The sequence below is a fragment of the Streptomyces humidus genome, assembly GCF_014649655.1.
Taxonomy (GTDB): Bacteria; Actinomycetota; Actinomycetes; order Streptomycetales; family Streptomycetaceae; genus Streptomyces; species Streptomyces humidus.
In genome coordinates this window covers 236,044-257,953 of the sequence record NZ_BMTL01000004.1, presented here as the reverse complement: position 1 = coordinate 257,953, position 21,910 = coordinate 236,044, and the positions used below count along the sequence as shown (strand labels likewise).

Genomic DNA, 21,910 nt, shown 5'->3' with positions numbered 1-21,910 from the left:
GACGTCCGCGACGCCGTCGACGAGCCGCGAGCTCTCCGCCGAACCGCGCGGGGTTCCGGCAGGTGCAGCGGCCGGCCTGCGCGGGCGGGCGGGCCGTCGCCGCCGTCATGCGACCGGGGTGACCCGGGTGGCCCCCGGGAGCGCCTTCTGGCTCGACGACGACCTGCCGCACGTGCGGCGCCGGGCGGAGGGGAGGGTGAAGGGAATGCTGGAGCACGAGGTGGAGGGCAGATGACGTTGCCGCAAGGAGCGCGTGAGCGCCGGGTACGAACCGGTGGGATCGAGTTGTGCGTGGCCGAGCTGGGCGATCCGAGCCGGCCGACGGTCGTCCTGGTGCACGGCTATCCGGACAGCAAGGAGGTCTGGTCCGAGGTCGCGACACGGCTGGCCGACCGCTGCGGGCTGCACGTGGTGCTCTACGACGTCCGGGGCCACGGCCGTTCCGGCACGCCCGAGCCGCTGCGGGGCGGGTTCACCCTGGAGAAGCTGACCGACGACTTCCTGGCGGTGGCGGACGCGGTCAGCCCGGACCGGCCGGTGCACCTGGTGGGGCACGACTGGGGTTCGGTGCAGGCGTGGGAGTTCGTCACGGTGCGGCGCACCGAGGGCCGGGTCGCGTCCTTCACTTCGATGTCCGGCCCGTGCCTCGACCACTTCGGCCACTGGATCGACAAGCGCCTGAAACGGCCGACTCCGCGCCGGGCCGGCCAGCTCCTCGGCCAGGGCGCGAAGTCCTGGTACGTGTACCTGCTGCACACCCCCGCGCTGCCCGAACTGGCCTGGCGGGGCCCGCTCGGCAGGCACTGGCCGGGCATCCTGCGGCGGATCGAGAAGGTCCCCGCGGGGGCGTACCCGACACCGTCGCTGCCGTCGGACGCCGCCCACGGAGCGTGGCTTTACCGCGACAACGTGCGGAGCCGGCTGCGCCGCCCTCGACCGGACGCGTTCGCGCACGCGCCCGTGCAGCTCATCACGCCCCTGGAGGACAGGTTCCTCTCGGAGCGGCTGTACGACGAACTGGAGGAGTGGGTCCCGAGGCTGACCCGGCGCACGCTCGCGGCCGGGCACTGGATCCCGCGCACCCGCCCTGACCAGGTCGCCTCCTGGATCGACGACTTCGTCACGTCGGTGGAGCGGGAACGGGCGGGCGAGGCGGGCGAGGCGGCCGGGCAGGCCCGGGAGGAAGGCGGCGAGCCCGTGCGCAAGCCTGCTGCCACCGGCCGGTACGCCGAGCGCTTCGGCGGCCGGCTGGTGCTGGTCACCGGCGCGGGCAGCGGCATCGGGCGGGCCACGGCGTTCGCGTTCGCCGAGGCCGGCGCGCGCGTGATCGCCGTCGACCGGGACGCGGACGCGGCCGCGCGGACGGCCGAGCTGTCCCGGCTGAGCGGCGCGCCCGGCGCCTGGGCGGAGACGGTGGACGTCTCCGACGAGCAGGCGATGGAGAAGCTCGCGGCGAAGGTGCACGCCGAACACGGCGTGCTGGACGTGCTGGTGAACAACGCGGGCATCGGGCTTTCGGGCTCCTTCTTCGACACGACGTCCGACGACTGGCGCAAGGTCCTGGACGTCAACCTGTGGGGCGTCATCCACGGGTGCCGTCTGTTCGGCCGGCAGATGGCCGAGCGCGGGCAGGGGGGCCATATCGTCAACACGGCCTCGGCTGCCGCCTACCAGCCCTCCAAGGCGCTCCCCGCCTACAGCACCTCCAAGGCGGCGGTCCTGATGCTGAGCGCGTGCCTGCGCGCGGAACTGGCCGGGCGGGGCATCGGCGTCTCGGCGGTATGCCCGGGCCTGGTGAACACGAACATCACCGACACGGCGACCTTCGTGGGGGTGGACGCCGAGGAGCAACGACGCCGTCAGAAGCGATCCACGCGCGCGTACAGGCTGCGCAACTACCCGCCGGAGAAGGTCGCGGACGCGATCCTGCGGGCGGTGCTGCTCGATGAGGCGATGGTTCCGGTCACTCCGGAGGCGAAGGTCTCCTACGCCCTGTCGCGTTTCCTGCCAAGGGCGTTGAGGGCGCTGGCGCGGGTGGGCCCGCCGCTGTGAGCCGCCCGGCCGGCCGCCCGCGCCCCACCGGCGCGGGCTCGGGTCCGGGTGCGGGCTTGGACGGGCGTGCGGACTCGGGATCCGGTACGGGCTTGGGCAGTGCTGGGCAGTGCTTGGGCAGAGGGGCGGAGTCGGGCTCCGGTGCGGGCTTGGGCGGGCCTGCCGACTAGGGCGGGGGCACGAGGGTTGCGTTGACGGCGAGTTGACCTCCTACGCGTCGCCCCGGCCGCGTTCCGCATCGAGGTGCTCGCGCATCTCTCCGGTGCCCCCCTTCCGCCTCGTGCATCCGCGGAAGTTGAGCTACCAGGTAGCGCACTTGGCCTTCTGTTTGCCGGAGTTCAGCAGCGAGCACGTCTGCACCCGCCACCTCGACGGTCCACACCGGCCGACCGACACCGACGAGGCCCCGCTCGGACGTCGGCCGCGTCCGCTCGCCCGGCGGACCGAAGAGGCCGAACCGGCCCGTGTCATGCGGCGGTTCGTCATCCCGCGTCGGTGCAGGCGTCTCCACTCCGGCGGTCCGGCGTCCCTCGTGCCACGACGTGTTCCGTGGCGATTCCCGCCGAGGCAACGCGGTCCGCGGGCAGGCTGGTCAGCGTGGAGCACACCGTCACCTCTGGCACGCGGATGGCCCAACGCGATCTGCCCCTCTGAATGTTGGAAGATCAGTCATCAAGGCATCGCTAGGCAAAGGGCATTGATGAACGCCCGCGCAGAGTTGCTTGGTTGTCCACAGAATCGCCAAATAGCCTGTGGATAACCTTAGTTGCTTGTGGATCAAACCTCAGCTGCAAAACAAAATGCGTGATCCGCGTCTCTCGCGCCATGCTGAGCGGATGAACGAGAAGGACAGTGCCGCGAGACGCACCGTGAAGGTGTCGAAGTACCTCTCGAAGCACCTGCGACACCAGCCCGAACGCATCGGCCTCACCCTCGACGAGGCCGGCTGGGTCGAGATCGACGAACTGATCGCGGCGTGCGCCGCCCATGGCTTCCGCTTCACCCGCGACGAACTGAACCATGTCGTCGCCGCCAACGACAAGAAGCGCTTCGCGATCGAGGGCACGCGGATCCGCGCCAGCCAGGGCCACAGCGTCGAGGTCGACCTCGGGCTGCCCCCGGCGACCCCTCCGCCGTACCTGTACCACGGGACGGTGGGCCGTTGTCTGGACGCGATCCGGGCCGAGGGGCTGCGCCCGATGAACCGGCACGACGTGCACCTTTCCGCCGACCGGGAGACCGCGACCCGCGTCGGCGCCCGCCGAGGACGCCCCGTGGTGCTCTCGGTCGACGCGGGTGCCATGCACCGCGACGGCCATGTCTTCCACGTCAGCGCCAACGAGGTGTGGCTGACGAAAGCCGTGCCTCCGCAGTACCTGCGGTTCCCCGAGCGGCACTGAGCCGAGTCACCGGCCCGCGTCGACGAGGCGAGTCCAGGTTCGGGATGGTCACCGCCATGACTCGCCTCCCGGCCGCCCAAGAGGCCGTCGCCGCCCTTCGTGCCCTCGCCGCCGAGAACGCGCGCGAGCTCGAGGTGACCCACGACACCGGGGCCGACGGACTCCCGGCACACCGCCGCCGGAGTGGGCGCCGCCACCGACCCGGACGCGACACTGCCGCACGAGGCGTACGCCGAAACCCGCCGGACGACCCGGCGTGAGCGTGCCCCGCCCCCCAGGGGAAGCGGACCGGACCCGGGAACGGGGGCGCGCCGCGTCTTCGCACACTCCCGCGAGAGCTGAAGGGCCCTGGCACCGCTCCGGAGACATACGCGACGCGTACCGACGCGACCCCAGCCGTCGAGGTATGCCTCCCCGGTCGCTCGCGGTCCCGGAAGCATAGGGTCGCAGTCATGCGACTGAGCACCGTGATCCTTCCCATCCATCACTGGAGCGAGGGACAACAGATCTGGCGGCGCGCCGAGGACCTCGGGTTTCACGCCGCCTATACCTACGACCACCTGTCCTGGCGCAGCTTCCGGGACGGGCCGTGGTTCGGGGCGGTTCCCACCCTGACCGCGGCGGCGGTCGTCACGCAACGTATGCGATTGGGCACGCTTGTCACCTCCCCTAACTTCCGGCACCCGGTGACCCTCGCCAAGGAACTGATCTCCCTGGACGACATCTCGGGCGGCCGGATGACCCTGGGCATCGGTGCCGGAGGCACCGGCTTCGACGCCACCGCCCTCGGCCAGGAACCGTGGACCCCGCGCGAGCGGGCCGACCGGCTCGGCGAGTTCGTGCCGCTGCTCGACCGGCTGCTCACCGAGGACGCGGTGTCCTACGAGGGCGACCACTACTCGGCGCACGAGGCACGCAACATTCCCGGCTGCCTCCAGCGCCCCCGGCTGCCCTTCGCGATCGCCGCGACGGGACCGCGCGGGCTGCGGCTCGCCGCCCGGTACGGACAGGGCTGGGTGACCACCGGCGACCCCAGGCTGTACGAGGACGGCACGCCCGAGCAGTCGGTGCGGGCGCTTCGCGACCAGGCCGAGAAGCTCGCCGACGCCTGCGCCGCTCGCGGACGGGAGGTGGCGGAGCTGGACAAGATCCTGCTCACCGGGTTCACCCCGGACCGCGGCCGACCGCTGGAATCCCTGGACGCCTTCGTCGACTTCGCAGGCCGGCACCGGGAACTCGGTTTCACGGAGCTCGTGGTCCACTGGCCCATCCCGGACTCCGACTTCGCCGCCGACGAGAAGGTCTTCGAGCGGATCGCCACGGAGGCCCCGGCGCAGCTGTGACGACCCCCGGCGTCCGAACCGGCGGCATCCCGCCCTGGCCTCATGTGGGCGGGCTCTCGCACGGCCGTACGGGCGGATGCGCGAGAATGACCCGGTGACCTCAGCGACTCGACAGCCCGTGACCCCGGCCGAAGCTCTCCCGCCGCGGCTGATCGCCACCGATCTCGACGGCACTCTGCTGCGCGACGACAAGTCGGTGTCCGACCGCACGGTCGCCGCGCTCGCCGCAGCCGAGGAAGCGGGCATCGAGGTCTTCTTCGTCACCGGTCGGCCGGCCCGCTGGATGGACGTCGTCAGCGACCACGTCCACGGACACGGTCTGGCGATCTGCGGCAACGGCGCCGCCGTGGTCGACCTGCACGGCGGCGCCGGAGCCCACCGGTTCGTGAAGGTGCGCGAGCTGGCGCGGGAGAACGCACTGGACGCCGTGGGGCTGCTGCGGGAGGCCGCGCCGGGGACCATGTACGCCATCGAGCAGACCTACGGCTTCTACCAGGAGCCGGAGTACCCGAAGATGCACATGGAGATACCCGACCACCTCGCGCCGGCCGAGCGGCTGCTGGCGTCGGACGCCCCCGGGGCCGACGAGCCGGTGCTGAAGATCCTCGCGTTCCACCCCACGATCGACCCCGACGCCTTCCTCACCCTGGCCCGACTGGCCATCGGCGACCGCGCCAACGTCACCCGTTCCAGCCCCAGCGCCCTGCTGGAGATCAGCGGCCCTGACGTCTCCAAGGCCAGCACGCTCGCGCTGTGCTGTGCGGAGCGCGGCATCTCCCATGAGGAGGTCGTCGCGTTCGGGGACATGCCGAACGACGTCGAGATGCTCACCTGGGCCGGCCGGTCGTACGCCATGGGCAACGCCCACCCGGACGTCCTCGCCGCGGCCTCCGGCCGGACGGCCGCCAACAACGAGGACGGGGTCGCCGTCGTCATCGAGCGGCTGCTCACCGAGCGGGTGTAGCGCTCACGACCCGACGGGAGCGCCGCGAGGCGTCGTGACCCGGCTCCGCGCCGCTGAGCAGCTCCGCGGCCGCCTCCCGCTCCGCCATCCTCCGCAAGGGGCCCTCCACGAGGGCCAGTTCCGCGTACGGGCCTCGCTGCACCACCCGGCCCTCGTCCAGCACGACCACCTCGTCGACCGCGTCGAGTCCGGCCAGCCGGTGGGTGATGAGCAGCGTCGTCCGGCCCTCGGTCGCGGCCAGGAGGTCCCGGGTCAGCGCGTCGGCGGTCGGCAGGTCCAGATGTTCGGCCGGCTCGTCGAGCACCAGGACGGGGAAGTCGGCGAGCAGCGCCCGTGCGAGGGCGAGCCGCTGTCGCTGCCCGCCGGAGAGTCTGGCCCCGTGCTCGCCGACGAGCGTGTCGAGACCGTCGGGCAGACCGTCGGCCCATTCCAGCAGCCGGGCTCGCGCCAGCGCGTCCCGCAGGTCCTCCTCCCTCGCCCCCTTCCTCGCGAGCAGCAGGTTCTCGCGCACCGAACTGTCGAAGAGATGCGCGTCCTGCGCGCACAGCCCGACGAGCACACGTACGTCGTCGCCGTCCAGGGACCGGGCGTCCACCCCGGCCAGCTCGTACGAGCCCGCGTCCGCGTCCAGGAACCGCAGCAGCACCTGCGCCAGCGTGGTCTTGCCGGACCCGGAGGGCCCCACGACCGCGATCCGGCGACCTCGGGTCAGGGTCAGACCTACTCCGGTGAGCGCGTTCCGGTCCTGCCCGGCGTACCGGGCGGACAGGCCCTCGACGACAAGCGGGAAGGGCGACGCGGGCGCCTGACGGGGCCGCTGCGGCTCTCGTACCGGCTCGGGGGAGTCCAGCACCTCGAAGACCCGCTCCGCGCTCCTGCGCACTCGCTGGCGGTACTGCACGGCCAGAGGCAGTCCCAGGACGGCCTCGAAGGCGGCCAGTGGGGTCAGGACGACCACCGCCATGGTCACACCGCCCAGCCGCCCGTCACCCACCGCCTGGGCTCCCACGAGGGCCGCCGCCGCGACGGTCAGGCCGGAGACGAGGGCGGTCAGCCCGGCCCCGAGCGCGGTGGCGGTCGCCGCACGCGAGGCGATCCGGGTGAGCACGCCGTCGGCCGCACGCACCTCGGCCGCGCGGGCCGGGAGCGCGCCCGCGACGGTCAGCTCGGCGGTGCCGGTGAGCAGGTCCGCCGTGCGGGTGGCGAGCGCCCCCCGGGCAGGGGCGAGCCGGTGTTCAGCCCGGCGCGCCACGGCGCCGGTGACGAGCGGGACGCCCACCCCCGCCGTCACCAGCCCGGCGGCGAGCACGGCCCCGGCCTCGGGCAGCAGCCACGCCGTGAAGGCGACCGACCCGGCCGAGACGACGACGGCCGCGCCGGCGGGCAGCAGCCAGCGCAGCCAGTAGTCCTGCAGGGCGTCCACGTCGGCGACCAGCCGGGTCAGCAGATCGCCCCGGCGGGTCGTGCGCAGTCCGGCGGGCGCCAGCCGCTCCAGCCGCCGGTAGACGGCGACCCTGGTGTCGGCCAGCATCCGCAGCACGGCATCGTGGGAGACGAGTCGCTCCGCGTATCGGAACACCGCCCGCCCGATACCGAAGGCACGGGTCGCCGTCACGGCCACCATCAGGTACAGGACCGGCGGCTGCTGCGCGGCCCGCGAGATGAGCCACCCGGAGGTGGCCATGAGGCCCACGGCGCTGCCGAGCGCGAGGCTGCCCAGCAGCAGGGCGAGGCCGAGCCGGCCACGTCGGGCGCCTGCCATGGCGCGGACGCGGGCCAGGACACCGCCGACGGGTGTCGCGGCGCCCGTCCCGGGGTCCCGCCCGACGGGCGCTGCCGCCGTCGTCTCCTCCGGCAGGACGGGGCCGTCCTGGGGAAGGACCGTCACGGGCCCGCGCGTCTCGGTCTCGGCCAGCCGGACCACACGGTCCGCCACCGCCAGCAGCGCAGGCCGGTGCACGACGAGCAGGACCGTCCGCCCGGCCGCGAGCCGCCGTACAGCCGCCACGACCTCCGCCTCGGTCTCCCCGTCGAGCGCGGCCGTCGGCTCGTCCAGCAGCAGGACGGGACGGTCCGCGAGGAACGCACGGGCGAGAGCGAGCCGCTGCCGCTGCCCGGCGGAGAGCCCGGTCCCGTCCTCACCGAGCACCGTGTCGGCCCCGGCGGGCAGCGCGTCGACGAACTCCAGCGCGCCCGCGTCCGCCAACGCCCGGCGCAGGGCCGCGTCGTCGGCCTCGGGACGCGCCAGCCGTACGTTCTCGGCGATCGTCCCCGCCGAGAGGTACGGGCGCTGCGGCACCCACGCGACCCGCGACCGCCACTGCTCCAGGTCGGCCGCCGCGAGGTCGACTCCCCCGGCCAGCACCCGTCCCTCGTCCGGCCGTACGAAGCCCAGCAGGGCGTGCAGCAGCGTCGACTTGCCCGCGCCGCTCGGGCCGACCAGCGCGACCGTCTCCCCGGGCTCGACGATGAAGCTCACGTCCGTGACGGCGTCGCCGGAGCGTCCCGGGTAGCGGACGGTCACGCCCTCGAAGACCACCCCGCCCGCGGTCACCGCAAGAGTTCCGGGCGTCGGAACCGGAGTCTCGAGCACCTCGAAGATCTCCTCCGCGGCCGCCAGTCCCTCGGCGGCCGCGTGGTACTGCGCGCCGACCTGCCGAAGCGGGAGATACGCCTCGGGAGCCAGCACCAGGATCACCAGACCGATGTACAGATCCATCTCGCCGTGGACGAGTCGCATGCCGATCGTCACGGCGACGAGGGCCACCGAGAGCGTCGACAGCAGCTCCAGCGCGAACGACGAAATGAACGCGATGCGCAGCGTCCGCATGGTCGCCTGCCGGTACTCGCCGGTGATGCGCCGGATCGACTCGGCCTGCGCCTTGGCCCGCCCGAACACCTTCAGTGTGGGCAGCCCTGCGACGACGTCCAGAAAGTGCCCGGACAGCCGGGACAGCAGCCGCCACTGGCGGTCCATCCGTGACTGCGTGGCCCAGCCGATCAGCATCATGAAGACCGGGATCAGCGGCAGGGTGGCGACGATGATCGCGGCGGACACCCAGTCCTCGGTCACGATCCGCGCGAGCACCGCCACCGGCACGACCACCGCCAGGCCCAACTGGGGCAGATAGCGCGAGAAGTAGTCGTCGAGGGCGTCCACGCCCCGGGTGGCTAGGGCCACCAGCGAACCGGTGCGCTGTCCGCTGAGCCAGCCGGGCCCCAGGGCGGTGGCGCGCTCCAGCAGGCGCGCCCGCAGCTCCGACTTCACGGCTGCGCTCGCGCGGTGGGCGGCGAGTTCGGTGAACCAGGCGACCAGCGCGCGACCACCCGCGACAGCCGCCAACAGCATCAGGGGGGTGCGCAGTTCACCGACCGACATGCCGTGCTGGAACGCGCCGACCACCACCTCGGCGATGAGCATGGCCTGAGCGATGACCAGCGCCGCCCCGACAGCGCCCAGACCGACGACCGCCACCAGGAAGACGCGCGTGGCGCCGGCGTAGCGCAGCAGACGCGGGTCGATCGGTTTCACGTGAAACACCCTCTTCTCCAAGAGCACGTTTCACGTGAAACACGCCCTCTCCTCATGGGGTGTGTTCCACGTGAAACACACCCCAACAGGGACTCAGTGAGCAGGCTCGGCGATGTGCTGCGTACCGATCCGCTTGCGGAACACCCAGTACGTCCACCCCTGGTAGAGCAGCACCAGCGGCGTGGCGACCCCCGCACACCAGGTCATGATCTTCAAGGTGTACGGGCTAGAGGAAGCGTTGGTCACCGTCAGGCTCCAGTCCGCGTTCAACGTGGACGGCATGACGTTCGGGAAGAGCGTCAGGAAGAGCATCGCCACGGCGGCCACGATGGTGACCCCGGAGAAGGCGAACGACCAGCCTTCACGCCCCGCCTGATTCGCCACGAGCGCCGCGACCAGCGCGGCCACCGCCACCACCAGCGCGACCAGGCTCTTGGCGTCACCGCTGTCGATCTGTGTCCACAGCAGGAAGACCAGAGCGACCGCGGCGGTCACGACACCCACCTTCAGCGCCAGCTTCCGCGCACGCTCCCGGATGTCGCCGACGGTCTTGAGCGCCGTGAACACCGCACCGTGGAAGGTGAACAGGGTCAGCGTCACGAGGCCACCGAGCAGCGCGTACGGGTTGAGCAGGTCCCACACATCGCCCACGTACTCGAAGTTCCGGTCGATCTTCACGCCCCCCACGATGTTGCCGAAGGCGACGCCCCACAGAAACGCCGGCAGCAGCGAGGTCCAGAAGATCGCGGTCTCCCAGTTGCGCTGCCAGTGCTCTTCGGACCGCTTCGCCCGGTACTCGAAGGCGACGCCGCGCACGATCAGGCAGATCAGGATGAGCAGCAGAGGCAGGTAGAAGCCGGAGAAGAGTGTGGCGTACCACTCGGGAAAGGCGGCGAAGGTCGCGCCGCCCGCGGTGAGCAGCCATACCTCGTTGCCGTCCCAGACGGGCCCGATGGTGTTGATGAGCACCCGCCGCTCGGGCCGGTCTCGGGCGAGCAGCTTGGTGAGGATGCCGACCCCGAAGTCGAATCCCTCCAGGAAGAAGTAGCCGGTCCACAGGACGGCGATGAGGACGAACCAGACGTCGTGAAGTTCCATGGCAGTGCAGCTCCCTCGGCCTAGTAGGAGAAGGCCATCGGCTTGTCGGCGTCACGGGAGTCGCCGCCGATCTTCGTGGGCGGGGTGAGGTCGGCCTCGGTGAGCTCGGGCGGGCCGGCCTTCACGTACTTGGCCAGCAGCTTGACCTCCACGACGGCGAGGACGGCGTACAGCGCCGTGAAAACGAGCATGGAGGTGAGCACCTCGCCCTGGGAGACCCCGGGCGAGACCGCGTCGCGGGTCTGCAGTACGCCGTAGACGGCCCAGGGCTGGCGGCCCATCTCGGTGAAGATCCAGCCCCAGGAATTGGCGATCAGCGGGAAGCCCAGGGTCCAGATCGCCGCGAGCCAGTAGATCCTGGTGAGCTTGGGTCCCAGTGCCTTGTTCCGGAAGAGCACCACATGGGGTACCTCGTCCTCGCCGACCCTCAGGTGCTGCGGCAGCAGGAACTTCTTCCGGGTGAGCCAGAGTCCGGCCAGTCCGATCGCGAAGGACGCCATGCCGAAGCCGATCATCCAGCGGAAGCCCCAGTACGCGACCGGGATGTTGGGCCGGTAGTCGCCGGGACCGAACTTCTCCTGTTCGGCCTTGTTCACGTCGTTGATGCCGGGGACGCGCGAGCTGAAGTCGTCGTTGGCGAGGAAGGACAGCAGTCCTGGGATCTCGATGGCGACCTTGTTGTGCCCCTCCTCGACGTCGCCGTAGGCGAAGACCGAGAAGGGCGCGGGCGCCTGGCCGTCCCACAGCGCCTCGGCCGCAGCCATCTTCATCGGCTGCTGCTTGAACATGACCTTGCCGAGCACATCCCCGCTGACGGCGGTGAGCAGACCGGCGATGACCACCGTGACCAGGCCCAGCCGCAGCGAGGTCTTCATCACGGGGATGTGCTTCTTGCGGTACAGGTGGAAGGCGGCGATGCCGACCATGAAGGCGCCACCGGTGAGGAAAGCGGCGGACAGGGTGTGGAAGACCTGGCTGAGCGCGGTGTTCTGGGTCAGCACGGCCAAGAAGTCGGTGAGCTCGGCCCGGCCCTTCTCCTTGTTGATCCGGTAGCCGACCGGGTGCTGCATCCATGAGTTGGCCGCGAGGATGAAGTAGGCCGACAGGATCGTGCCGATCGAGACCATCCAGATGCAGGCCAGGTGGATCTTCTTCGGCAACTTGTCCCAGCCGAAGATCCACAGACCGATGAAGGTGGACTCGAAGAAGAAGGCGATCAGGGCCTCGAAGGCCAGTGGCGCACCGAACACGTCGCCGACGAAACGCGAGTAGTCCGACCAGTTCATGCCGAACTGGAACTCCTGCACGATGCCGGTGACCACGCCCATCGCGATGTTGATCAGGAAGAGCTTGCCCCAGAACTTCGTCGCCCTCAGGTACTTCTCGTTCTCCGTCCGCACCCAGGCGGTCTGCAACCCGGCGGTGAGGGCCGCGAGGGAGATCGTCAGAGGAACGAAGAGGAAGTGGTAGACGGTGGTGATGCCGAACTGCCAGCGCGCCAGTGTTTCCGGCGCCAGAGCCAGGTCCACGTCGTCACTCCTAACCTCACACTCGTGGATCACGCTTGTGAAAGCGTTCACATTCACAAGCAAGTATGCCGCATACCCGTTCGGCACCGAAGAGGAGGGGGGTCCCTGATCCGGACCGACAGACCCAAGGGGCGTTGGACCAGTCGGCCCCTTGGCATGCGAAAGGCGCCTTGGTTCCACGTGAAACCAAGGCGCCCACAGCTCATGACGGTCGTCTACAGATCCCTGCGGAACCCTTCCGCCACCTTGAGGAAGATGTCGTTCGCCTCATTCTCCCCGACCGTCACCCGCACACCCTCGCCCGGGAACGGCCGCACCACGACGCCGGCCTGTTCGCACGCCCCCGCGAAGGGGACCGTGTGCTCGCCGAGCCGCAGCCACACGAAGTTGGCCTGCGTCTCGGGCACCGTCCAGCCCTGCGCACGCAGGCCCTCGACCACGCGCAGCCGCTCGCACACCAGGGAGCCGACCCGGCCGAGCAGCGCGTCCTCGGCACGCAGCGAGGCGATCGCTGCCTCCTGTGCCAGCTGGCTCACCCCGAACGGCACCGCCGTCTTGCGCAGCGCCTCTGCCACCGGCTCGTGGGCGATGGCGAAGCCGACGCGCAGCCCCGCGAGGCCGTATGCCTTGGAGAAGGTCCGCAGGACGCACACGTTGTGCCGGTTGCGGTACAGCTCGACGCCGTCGGGCACCTCGGGGTCCCGGATGAACTCCCGGTATGCCTCGTCGAGCACGACCAGCACGTCACCCGGCACGCGGTCGAGGAACCGCTCCAGCTCGGCCCGCTTCACGACGGTGCCTGTGGGGTTGTTGGGGTTGCAGACGAAGATCAACCGGGTCCGGTCGGTGATCGCGTCGGCCATCGCGTCCAGATCATGCACGTCGCCCGGCGTCAGCGGCACCTGCACGGCCTTTGCGCCGCTGATCTGCGTGATGATCGGATACGCCTCGAAGGACCGCCAGGCGTACATCACCTCGTCGCCGGGGCCCGCGGTCGCCTGCACGAGCTGCTGGGCGACGCCGACGGAACCGGTGCCCGTGGCCAGGTGCGAGGCGGGGACCCCGAAGCGCTCGGCGAGCTCGCTCACCAGGCCCGTACAGGCGAGGTCGGGGTAACGGTTGAAGGAGGCGGCCGCGGCCGTCACGGACTCCATCACGCCCGGCAGCGGGGGATAGGGGTTCTCGTTGGACGACAGTTTGTAGGCCACGGGGCCGCCGACCATCGCCGGCCTGCCCGGCTTGTAGGTGGGGACCCCCTCCAGCTCGGCGCGCAGCTTGGGGCTCGTCTCGCTCACCGCAGTCCTCCTCATGACCACCACCGGCTTCAATACTGCTCACCTTATGAGGATTCGGCCCGGGTGCGTACAGGGTGCGTACACGCTGTCGACCGGAGGCCTCGTCCGGAACTGAGGGACGTCTCCGACTTATGCGGATGAAGGCACCCGAAGGCGTACTCGCCGGGGGCGCGCTCTACATATATCTACGCGCCGGTGGCTCACTCCGTGGCGCGCATCCCTCGTGCAGGTGAGTTGAGACCTCTTCGAAACATCCGCGTCTTGGCAGGCTCATGCGTGTAGACACGTCACGTCCTGGCATGGGAGCAACCAATCAGCTTTGTTTCCAAGGGCTTTGACCCCTGAAAGCCTTGCAGAAACGTGCCTGTCAACGCGTGCATATGCGTCCGCCCTACCCCACCTGATGAGCCCTACTATCGGCTCGCCATGACAGCAGCAGGGAAGCACCAGGTGAGCCGCGCGGAAACCTCACGCCGAGGCAACCGGCCGGGCCGGGCGGGCATCAGGGACGTGGCCGCCGCCGCCGGAGTCTCCATCACGACCGTCTCCGACGCCCTCAACGGCAAGGGCAGGCTCCCCGACGCCACCCGACGCCATGTCCGCGAGGTCGCCGACCGATTGGGCTACCGCCCCTCCGCGGCCGCCCGAACCCTTCGTACCGGCAAGTCAGGACTGATCGGCCTGACCGTGACCACGTACGGGGATGAACCTTTCACTTTCACCGAATTCGCGTACTTCGCGGAAATGGCGCGCGCCGCGACCTCGGCCGCGCTGGCCCGCGGCTACGCGCTCGTCATCCTCCCGGCGACCTCGCGCCACGACGTGTGGTCGAACGTCGCCCTGGACGGCACGGTCGTCATCGATCCCTCCGACCAGGATCCGGTGGTCAGCGAGCTGGTCCGGCAGGGCTTACCGGTCGTCTCCGACGGCCGCCCGGCCGGTGCTCTCCCGGTCACCGCCTGGGTGGACAACGACCACGAGACCGCCGTCCTCGACATCCTCGACCACTTGGCCGACGCCGGCGCCCGCCGCATCGGCCTGCTCACCGGCACCACGACCGACACGTACACACACCTGTCGACCAGCGCGTATCTGCGGTGGTGCGAGCGCGTGGGCCAGGACCCCGTCTACGAGGCCTACCCCGCGCACGACCCCTGCGCCGGCGCCGTCGCCGCCGACCGGCTGCTGGCGCGCCCCGACCGGCCCGACGCCGTCTACGGCCTGTTCGACCCCAACGGCACGGACCTGCTCGCGGCAGCCCGCCGGTACGGGCTGCGGGTGCCGGAGGACCTGCTGATCGTCTGCTGCAGCGAGTCCACGGTGTACGCCAACACCGAGCCGCCCGTGACGACCCTCTCTCTGAAGCCGCGCCGCATCGGAACAGCGGTCGTCCAACTGCTCATCGACGCGATCGAGGGTGTGCACGCGGACGGACCGGTCGAGCAGGTGATACCGACCGAACTGATGGTGCGGACCTCGTCCCAGCGCCGCCCCCCACGCACGACGGTCAGCCCGCCGAGGGCCCCGGAGGGGAAGTAGTCCGAGCCGCCGCAGTCCCACCGCCCGTCCTCACGGGAGCGGGACTGCGGCGGCCGTTCGGGCGAGTGGACGCCGGTCGGCGCCGGCCGGTCCGCATGGGGACGCCGGCCGGTCCGTATGGGGGCGCTTCGGCGCTCGTCAACGCAGTTGAGCGGAAGGCACGTATGGGCGATTTCCCTGAGGCTTGCCGCACGGCCGCCGACGGCGTGGGCCGATCACCAGGACGGTGGGGAACGCCGTCCTCCGGTTCCGTGGTCGGCGGCCTCGGCGTCCCCTCGCGAGCGCCGTGGACCGCACTCCGCGGCCGCCCGAGACCGGGCACGGCCCGCGAGAGGCGTTTCCCTTCCCGCAGCCGGAATCACCCCACCCCGCCCGAAACGGATTTCCGCCCCGGCCCGCGGAGCGGACCGAGGAGCCGACCGCGGAGCTGGTACGCGAGTGTGGGCACAGAGCACAGCGCGTGAGTCCGTGTTGCCGAAGACCGGCCCAATCGGGGCGAAAGCCGCGACGAACTGGAGCCTTGCTCCGATTCACCACCCCTGGGTCATCACACGGCACGATCCGCATTCCTATGATGGGCGCACGGCACCGCGGGCCGCTGCGACCAAGCAGCCCGCAGGGTGCAGCTGCGGCGCGATGGTGGAGGGGTCTGATGACTCAGGGGGCCGGTCAGGGACCCGAGGTGGAGCGGACGGCGACGTTGCGCGACTTCCGGGTGCCCGCGTACGTCAACGAGACCGGTCCGTTCGACCACGGCACACTGCCCGGCGATGCGGCGCCGCCCCTCGATGAGCCGCTGGAGCACCCCGACGGCTACACGCCCACCCAGCGCGACCTGCCCGTCATCAACCGCCGCGGCGACACCCTCCAGGTGGTCGTGGACCCGGCGACCGTGCAGGCTCCGCTGCCCGCGACCGGCCCGGGCCCGCTCTTCGTCGTCGGCGACGTGCACGGCTATCTCGACGAGCTGGTGGCCGCACTGCAGGAGAAGGGCCTGATCGACGACTCCGGCAACTGGTGCGCGGGCACCGCCCGGCTGTGGTTCCTCGGCGACTTCACCGACCGCGGTCCGGACGGCATCGGCGTCATCGACCTCGTCATGCGGCTGTCCGCCGAGGCCGCCGCGGCCGGCGGGTACTGCAAGGCCCTCATGGGCAACCACGAACTGCTGCTCCTCGGTGCCAAGCGCTTCGGCGACACCCCCGTCAACTCCGGCGCGGGCACCGCCACCTTCCAGGCGGCCTGGCTGCTCAACGGCGGCCAGAAGTACGACATGGACCGTCTCCAGGATCACCACCTGCAGTGGATGGCCCGGCTCGACGCCGTCGAGGAGGTCGACGGTCACCTGCTCGTCCACTCCGACACCACCGCCTACCTCGACTACGGCGACTCGATCGAGGCCGTCAACGACACCGTCCGCGAGACGATCACACGCAACGACGCGGACGAGGTCTGGGACCTCTTCCGTAAGTTCACCAAGCGCTTCTCCTTCCGCGACGAGGGAGGTGCCGACGCCGTCCGTTCCCTGCTCGATACGTACGGCGGCACCCGCATCGTTCACGGCCACAGCCCGATTCCCTATCTCCTGGGCGAAGTCGGCTCCGAGGAGGACGAGGACAACGACGGCCCGCATGTCGCGGGCCCGCACGTCTACGCGGACGGGCTGGCCATCGCGATGGACGGCGGCGTGACGATGGCCGGAAAGCTCCTGGTTCAGCAACTTCCCCTGGAGAGCTGAGCGTTCCGGGGGACTTCCGGGTACGGTCCCGGAGGCTTTCCCAGGGCCTGCCCGGGCCTTTCCCGGGTCTTCTCCAGGCCTGCCCCGGGCGGGCTCAGCCCCGTTTCCGGACCGCCGGCGGCATCACAGGCCGGAGTCCAATTTCGGCAAACCCCCTGTCACCGCATGCCGTCGCCGCTCTACCATCGGCTTATCCGTAGCAGGCTCCCCTCCGTTTCTGCCCGACGGCTCGTTGGCATGCGAGCCCCAAGCCCTACGGAGCATCGGGGGATGCACATGAACAGCGTTCCGCAGCACCTGCACAGCGAGGACCGCCAGGAGTACGAGCGGATCCTCGACGAGGTGCTGCGCTCCGCACCACACCACCCGGACCTCATCGCTGTGGGACAGCGGCTCAACTCCGAACAACTGCGCACCATGGCGCTCAACGCCTCCGCGCTCATCACGGTGGCCGCGGCGGCCGAGTACCAGCACTACGTGAAGGTCCGCGAGGAACTGCGCCACCCCGCACCGCCCACCGCGACGACCGCACCCGAGTCCGGCTCCGCCGAACCGGACGTCGCCACGACGGGCCTCGCCACCACCATGGGTGAGGCGGCTCAGGCCGCCGAGGCCGCGGGGGCGGGTGCCGTCGCCGCCGTCCTCACCCCCGTGCTCGCCGGGACCGCCGCGGTGATCTTCCTGCTCGTCGGCTACACCCTCAGAGCGCTCGCCCCCGAACAGGCGTTCGCGCGGACCATGGTCGCGGCCGGCTGGGCGTTCGGCACCGTGGCCGCCGCCGCGATCCTGGTCGCCACCGTCGCGCTGCTGCTCACCGCCCTGCGCAACCGGCCCTCGCTGGAGGCCGAACCGTACGGCGAACAGAACGAGGAGGTCATCCAGGCCAAGGACGCCTGGCGGGAAGCCCTGCTGGAACGCGGCATCCTGCCGTTCCTCCGGGAGGCCCTCGCCGACCCCGGCCCGGCGGCCGCCCTGCACACCGAACCGGCCCCTCCGGCTCCCACCGGCCGACTCCCGAAAATCGGCTACGGCCGCCCGGGATTCAGCAGCCCCGACGACGGCCGCTCGACCGGCCCGCGGCCGAGCTTCAGCAGCCCGGACTACACCAGCCCCGAATTCGGCGGCCCGGAACACCACCCGGAATAGGCACCGCCGCGGCACACGGCGGGGCACACTGGCCACATCGGGTCCCGGACCACATCGGTCTCGGGGCCACATCGGGTCTCCGGGCCACGTGAGGTCCGGGCCGCATCGGCTTTGACCGTACAGGCCCGGATCCCTCGGTGTGGGCTGTCATGTTGCCCTGTGGGTAGTTCGGCGTGCTCGACACCAGACGGTTCTGGCCGAAGCCCAGCGAGGTCCAGCGATGTCCAGCAGTGCCTGCCGACCGACCGGGGACGATCCCGGCGCTCAGTCTGCGCCGGCCCAAGCAACGCACCGCAGAGGCGGACACCCTGCTTCCGCCACCCCGCCACCCCACCGGACCCACTGCCCCGTCAGACCCACCGGACCCACCGGACCCGTCAGAGGATGCCGGCCCGGGTCGCCGCCTTGATCCAGTCGGGGAACTCGGAAAGAAGCCGGTCGTAGAGCTCCTGATCCGGGACGGTGCTGATGTCGTCCACAGCGAAGAAGCCCACGTTGTCGACGCGCCGCCCGGGCAAAGTGTCGAACCGCTCCAACACCCCGTAGTTGGACCTCCCCAGCCCCACGAACTGCCAGAAGACGGGTTCCTCGACCGCCTCCCGCAGCTCCCGCTCGATGGCTGCATCGCGGTACACCCCTCCGTCGGAGAAGAACAGGACCAAGGTCGGAGCATCGGCGGGATTTTCCCGAACATAGGCTCTGACCTGGGCGATCGCCTTCTGTTCCTCGTTCTGGATGCCGACCGTGCGCATGTCGACCTGTCCCGGCTCCATCCCCTTACGAGGTTTCCTGGACCGGCGGAACAGACTCATCTCGCCCACACGCACATGCAGCCTCAGCCACTCGGGAAGTTCGCCGAGCCGCAGGTCGGGAAGACGAGCCGCCTCGCTGGCGAACGTCCAGGCCTGCATCTCCCCGTCGTCGTCGAGCTGCGCCGCCACGGCTGCCATCCGTTCCACGACGTCCGCCACCACGCCCTTGGAGTACAGGAACGACATGGACCCGGAGGCGTCGAGAACGAGCAGGATGCGCGCGCTGATCCCGGCCACGCCGCGCTTGTTCAGGCTGACGGCTACCTGCTCCTTCCTCAGCGACAGCCGCTTGCGCATATCGACAGGGAGCCGCTCCTCGCCCTTCGTCAGACGCGGCCCCGAAGCCCGGTCGGTGGGAGCCGATTCCGGACGGCCGGCCGAAGGAGCGGTCCGGGGCGTGGCTGGGACAACAGTCAGAGGCGAGTCCGGACGGCTGGGCGGTGGTCCGTCTGCGTGGGCGGGCCTGGACGACCCAGGCTCAACGGGCGGAACAAGAGGAGCAGGCGGAGCAGGCGGAGCAGGCGGAGCAGGCGGAACGGTCGCCGCGGTCGCCTCCTCCGGTTCCTCGTCGACCGTGATCCCGAAGTCGGTGGCCAGCCCCGCCAGTCCGGAGGCGTACCCCTGGCCGACTGCCCGGAACTTCCAGCGCCCTTCGCGCAGATACAGCTCGCCCCCGATGAAGGCCCTCTCCGTGTCGGCCTGCATCTCGAAGCGTGCCAGCTCGGACCGACCGCCCGTGCCGAACAGTCGCAGCGTCAGACCGGCCACCTGCCCGAAGGCGCCACCATCGGCGGACGCGCACAGCACCACCCGAGTGATCGCGCCCTCCAGCGAGCGGAGGTCGACGTGGACGGCGTCGGTCATGACGCCGCCGTCGCGACGCTTGCCGACGTGCCTCACGGCGCCGGATGCGTGAAGCGGCTGGTTGTAGAACACGAAGTCCCCGTCGTCCCGAACCCGCCCGCCGTCGGTCAACAGCAGCGCCGAGACGTCGATGTCCGGTCCGCCTGCGTCCTCGGCCCAACTGAGTTCGGCCCGGACATCCGGTGAGTCGACCGGGAGATTGGCGCCCTTGCTCATGGATCGCGCTGTCATAGGGGCAAGTCTGCCGACTCGACGTCCGACTTCAACCGAACAGACAAGAACGTCTTCTCCCGATTCGGCGCCCGCCCTGACGACCCTCCGACCCACCCTCCCGCCACACCTCCTGCCGGCTCCGCAGGACCTCTGCCGGTGCTGCTGCGAAACTTCGCTTCGGCCCGTCGGCCGGCCGCCATTCCACCGGTCCCCCACCGGTCCCTCCATCGGTCGCCCCTGTCTGTCCCCCATCGGCGCCGCGCTGGGGTCGAGCCCGAGCCGGCAGCGCCGATGGGGAACGGCTGTTCAGTCGGCCAGCGGCAGGTACACCCGATTCCCGCTCGCGGCGAACTCCTTCGATTTCTCGAGCATGCCCTCAGCGATCTCGTCCGCCGACGCGCCCTCGGCCGCCCCACCGCCGAACCGCTCGGTGATGCTCTGACTGATCTTCATCGAGCAGAACTTCGGCCCGCACATCGAGCAGAAATGGGCCGTCTTCGCGGGCTCGGCCGGCAGCGTCTCGTCGTGGAACTCCCGTGCCGTATCCGGGTCGAGAGCGAGGTTGAACTGGTCTTCCCAGCGGAACTCGAATCGCGCGTCGGACAGCGCGTCGTCCCACTCCTGCGCGCCGGGGTGCCCCTTGGCGAGGTCGGCTGCGTGGGCGGCGATCTTGTAGGTGATGACGCCGGTCTTGACGTCGTCACGGTTGGGAAGCCCCAGGTGCTCCTTGGGCGTGACGTAGCAGAGCATGGCCGTGCCCCACCAGGCGATCATCGCGGCGCCGATGCCGGAGGTGATGTGGTCGTACGCAGGCGCGACGTCGGTCGTCAGCGGGCCGAGCGTATAGAACGGAGCTTCATCACAGATCTCCTGCTGAAGGTCGATGTTCTCCTTGATCTTGTGCATCGGGACATGTCCCGGGCCTTCGATCATGGTCTGTACATTGAAACGCTTGGCGACCGTGTTGAGTTCCCCGAGCGTCCTCAACTCCGCGAACTGGGCCGCGTCGTTGGCGTCCGCGATCGAGCCCGGCCGCAGGCCGTCGCCGAGCGAGTAGGTGACGTCATAGGCGGCGAGGATCTCGCAGAGTTCCTCGAAGTTCTCATAGAGGAAAGACTCTTTGTGGTGCGCCAGGCACCAGGCCGCCATGATGGAGCCTCCGCGCGACACGATTCCGGTCTTACGGTTGGCGGTGAGCGGGACGTACGGAAGCCGGACGCCGGCGTGGACCGTCATGTAGTCGACGCCCTGTTCGGCCTGCTCGACGACCGTGTCCTTGTAGATCTCCCAGGTCAGCTCCTCGGCGCGGCCGTCGACCTTCTCCAGTGCCTGGTACAGCGGCACGGTGCCGATAGGAACGGGGGAGTTGCGCAGCACCCACTCTCGGGTGGTGTGGATGTTGCGTCCGGTGGACAGGTCCATGACCGTGTCGGCGCCCCACCGGGTCGCCCAGGTCATCTTCTCGACCTCCTCCTCGATGGAGGACGTCACAGCCGAGTTGCCGATGTTGGCGTTGACCTTCACCAGGAACCGCTTGCCGATGATCATCGGTTCGATCTCCGGGTGATTGACGTTGGCCGGCAGCACGGCACGACCGGCTGCGATCTCCTCGCGGACCACTTCGGGAGAAACGTTCTCTCGGATGGCCACGAACTCCATCTCGGGTGTGATCTCCCCTTGACGCGCATACGCGAGCTGGGTGACCGCCTTGCCGTCCCGGCCGCGGCGCGGCAGCCGGGGCCGACCAGGAAAGACGGCATCGAGGTTGCGCAGGCCACCGCGCGGCGAGGTGTGCTTGATGCCGTCGTCCTCCGGGCGGACCGGACGGCCCGCGTATTCCTCGGTGTCTCCGCGCGCGATGATCCAGCTCTCCCGCAGCGGCGAAAGGCCCCTGCGGACATCGGTCTCGACGTGCGGATCGGTGTACGGGCCGGAGGTGTCGTACAGAGTGACCGACTGCCCGTTGGTGAGGTGCACCTGCCGGACCGGCACCCGGAGATCGGCGCGAACGCCCTCGATATACCCCTTGTGCCAGCCGATGGACTTCCTGGTCTCGGCGTTGTTCCCTTCGACCGCGTTCCCTCGGACCGTGTTCGCGTTCCCGATGAGTGCGGTCTCATCCACCGCGGTCTCATCCATCGCGTTCTCACTGACCGCGTTCTCGCTGGTCGCGTTCTGCATGGAGGCAGGCGTGCGTGCGTCCTTGTTGGTCATGAGACCTACTCCCTACGCCGGCATTACCCGGTAACAGGTTCAGCGGTCGACGCAGCAGCTACCGTCTGCCGACGTTTCATGTGAAACATCACTCGATGTGAGAGACGTTCCACGTGAAACATCGCGAAGACGGAGGTCAGCGCCCTCTCAGCCCGGTGCTCCGAGCTCCCG

13 protein-coding genes are annotated in these 21,910 nt (G+C 70.2%); 7 read left to right on the top strand and 6 right to left on the bottom strand.

Going from position 1 to position 21,910, the window contains the following annotated elements:
* The first annotated feature begins 231 nt into the window (after positions 1 to 231).
* The 4 genes from IE239_RS06240 (at position 232) to IE239_RS06225 (ending at position 5,759) form a co-directional block, all read left to right on the top strand.
* Positions 232 to 2,052 (top strand): SDR family oxidoreductase, encoded by a 1,821-nt coding sequence (locus tag IE239_RS06240; RefSeq protein WP_190148237.1) that lies wholly within the window; start codon positions 232 to 234, stop codon positions 2,050 to 2,052.
* 836 nt (positions 2,053 to 2,888) lie between these two features.
* On the top strand, positions 2,889 to 3,452 hold the full coding sequence (locus tag IE239_RS06235; protein ID WP_190148236.1) for an RNA 2'-phosphotransferase: 564 nt from the start codon (positions 2,889 to 2,891) through the stop codon (positions 3,450 to 3,452).
* 452 nt (positions 3,453 to 3,904) lie between these two features.
* Entirely contained in the window at positions 3,905 to 4,795 is an 891-nt protein-coding gene (locus tag IE239_RS06230; protein WP_190148235.1) for an LLM class flavin-dependent oxidoreductase, read from the top strand.
* A gap of 76 nt (positions 4,796 to 4,871) precedes the next feature.
* Complete coding sequence (locus tag IE239_RS06225; RefSeq protein WP_190148234.1) at positions 4,872 to 5,759, top strand: Cof-type HAD-IIB family hydrolase; 888 nt, start codon at positions 4,872 to 4,874, stop codon at positions 5,757 to 5,759.
* Here IE239_RS06225 and cydD read toward each other — a convergent pair.
* From cydD to hisC, 4 genes are all read right to left on the bottom strand, one after another.
* The gene (gene cydD / locus IE239_RS06220) at positions 5,743 to 9,291 is read right to left on the bottom strand and encodes a thiol reductant ABC exporter subunit CydD (RefSeq protein ID WP_229877838.1); all 3,549 of its coding nucleotides are present in this window, start codon (positions 9,289 to 9,291) and stop codon (positions 5,743 to 5,745) included. The two genes, IE239_RS06225 and cydD, sit on opposite strands and share 17 nt — an antisense overlap.
* Before the next feature lie 93 nt (positions 9,292 to 9,384).
* On the bottom strand, positions 9,385 to 10,389 hold the full coding sequence (gene cydB / locus IE239_RS06215; protein WP_190148233.1) for a cytochrome d ubiquinol oxidase subunit II: 1,005 nt from the start codon (positions 10,387 to 10,389) through the stop codon (positions 9,385 to 9,387).
* A 20-nt stretch (positions 10,390 to 10,409) separates the two neighbouring features.
* Positions 10,410 to 11,918, bottom strand: a complete 1,509-nt coding sequence (locus IE239_RS06210) for a cytochrome ubiquinol oxidase subunit I (protein WP_190148232.1) — start codon at positions 11,916 to 11,918, stop codon at positions 10,410 to 10,412.
* A 215-nt stretch (positions 11,919 to 12,133) separates the two neighbouring features.
* On the bottom strand, positions 12,134 to 13,213 hold the full coding sequence (gene hisC, locus IE239_RS06205) for a histidinol-phosphate transaminase (RefSeq protein ID WP_190148231.1): 1,080 nt from the start codon (positions 13,211 to 13,213) through the stop codon (positions 12,134 to 12,136).
* A 426-nt stretch (positions 13,214 to 13,639) separates the two neighbouring features.
* Between hisC and IE239_RS06200 the strand changes: the two genes are divergently transcribed.
* The 3 genes from IE239_RS06200 (at position 13,640) to IE239_RS06190 (ending at position 17,636) form a co-directional block, all read left to right on the top strand.
* Positions 13,640 to 14,752 (top strand): LacI family DNA-binding transcriptional regulator, encoded by a 1,113-nt coding sequence (locus IE239_RS06200; protein WP_190148230.1) that lies wholly within the window; start codon positions 13,640 to 13,642, stop codon positions 14,750 to 14,752.
* 652 nt (positions 14,753 to 15,404) lie between these two features.
* On the top strand, positions 15,405 to 16,490 hold the full coding sequence (locus tag IE239_RS06195; protein WP_190148229.1) for a metallophosphoesterase: 1,086 nt from the start codon (positions 15,405 to 15,407) through the stop codon (positions 16,488 to 16,490).
* Between the two features lie 270 nt (positions 16,491 to 16,760).
* Positions 16,761 to 17,636 (top strand): hypothetical protein, encoded by an 876-nt coding sequence (locus tag IE239_RS06190; RefSeq protein ID WP_190148228.1) that lies wholly within the window; start codon positions 16,761 to 16,763, stop codon positions 17,634 to 17,636.
* Positions 17,637 to 18,013: 377 nt separating this feature from the next.
* Here the strand turns inward: IE239_RS06190 and IE239_RS06185 are convergent, their stop codons facing one another.
* Both IE239_RS06185 and thiC read right to left on the bottom strand, forming a co-directional pair.
* Positions 18,014 to 19,543, bottom strand: a complete 1,530-nt coding sequence (locus IE239_RS06185; protein ID WP_190148227.1) for a VWA domain-containing protein — start codon at positions 19,541 to 19,543, stop codon at positions 18,014 to 18,016.
* A gap of 288 nt (positions 19,544 to 19,831) precedes the next feature.
* The gene (gene thiC / locus IE239_RS06180; RefSeq protein ID WP_229877836.1) at positions 19,832 to 21,739 is read right to left on the bottom strand and encodes a phosphomethylpyrimidine synthase ThiC; all 1,908 of its coding nucleotides are present in this window, start codon (positions 21,737 to 21,739) and stop codon (positions 19,832 to 19,834) included.
* Positions 21,740 to 21,910: the final 171 nt, after the last annotated feature.

Coding starts and splice junctions, on each gene's coding strand:
- IE239_RS06185 (WP_190148227.1), bottom strand. CDS start 19,543: ATGACAGCGCGATCCATGAGCAAGGGCGCCAATCTCCCGGTCGACTCA.
- IE239_RS06230 (WP_190148235.1), top strand. CDS start 3,905: ATGCGACTGAGCACCGTGATCCTTCCCATCCATCACTGGAGCGAGGGA.
- IE239_RS06225 (WP_190148234.1), top strand. CDS start 4,872: ATGCGCGAGAATGACCCGGTGACCTCAGCGACTCGACAGCCCGTGACC.
- thiC (WP_229877836.1), bottom strand. CDS start 21,739: ATGACCAACAAGGACGCACGCACGCCTGCCTCCATGCAGAACGCGACC.
- IE239_RS06190 (WP_190148228.1), top strand. CDS start 16,761: ATGCACATGAACAGCGTTCCGCAGCACCTGCACAGCGAGGACCGCCAG.
- IE239_RS06195 (WP_190148229.1), top strand. CDS start 15,405: ATGACTCAGGGGGCCGGTCAGGGACCCGAGGTGGAGCGGACGGCGACG.
- cydB (WP_190148233.1), bottom strand. CDS start 10,389: ATGGAACTTCACGACGTCTGGTTCGTCCTCATCGCCGTCCTGTGGACC.
- IE239_RS06235 (WP_190148236.1), top strand. CDS start 2,889: ATGAACGAGAAGGACAGTGCCGCGAGACGCACCGTGAAGGTGTCGAAG.
- IE239_RS06200 (WP_190148230.1), top strand. CDS start 13,640: ATGACAGCAGCAGGGAAGCACCAGGTGAGCCGCGCGGAAACCTCACGC.
- IE239_RS06240 (WP_190148237.1), top strand. CDS start 232: ATGACGTTGCCGCAAGGAGCGCGTGAGCGCCGGGTACGAACCGGTGGG.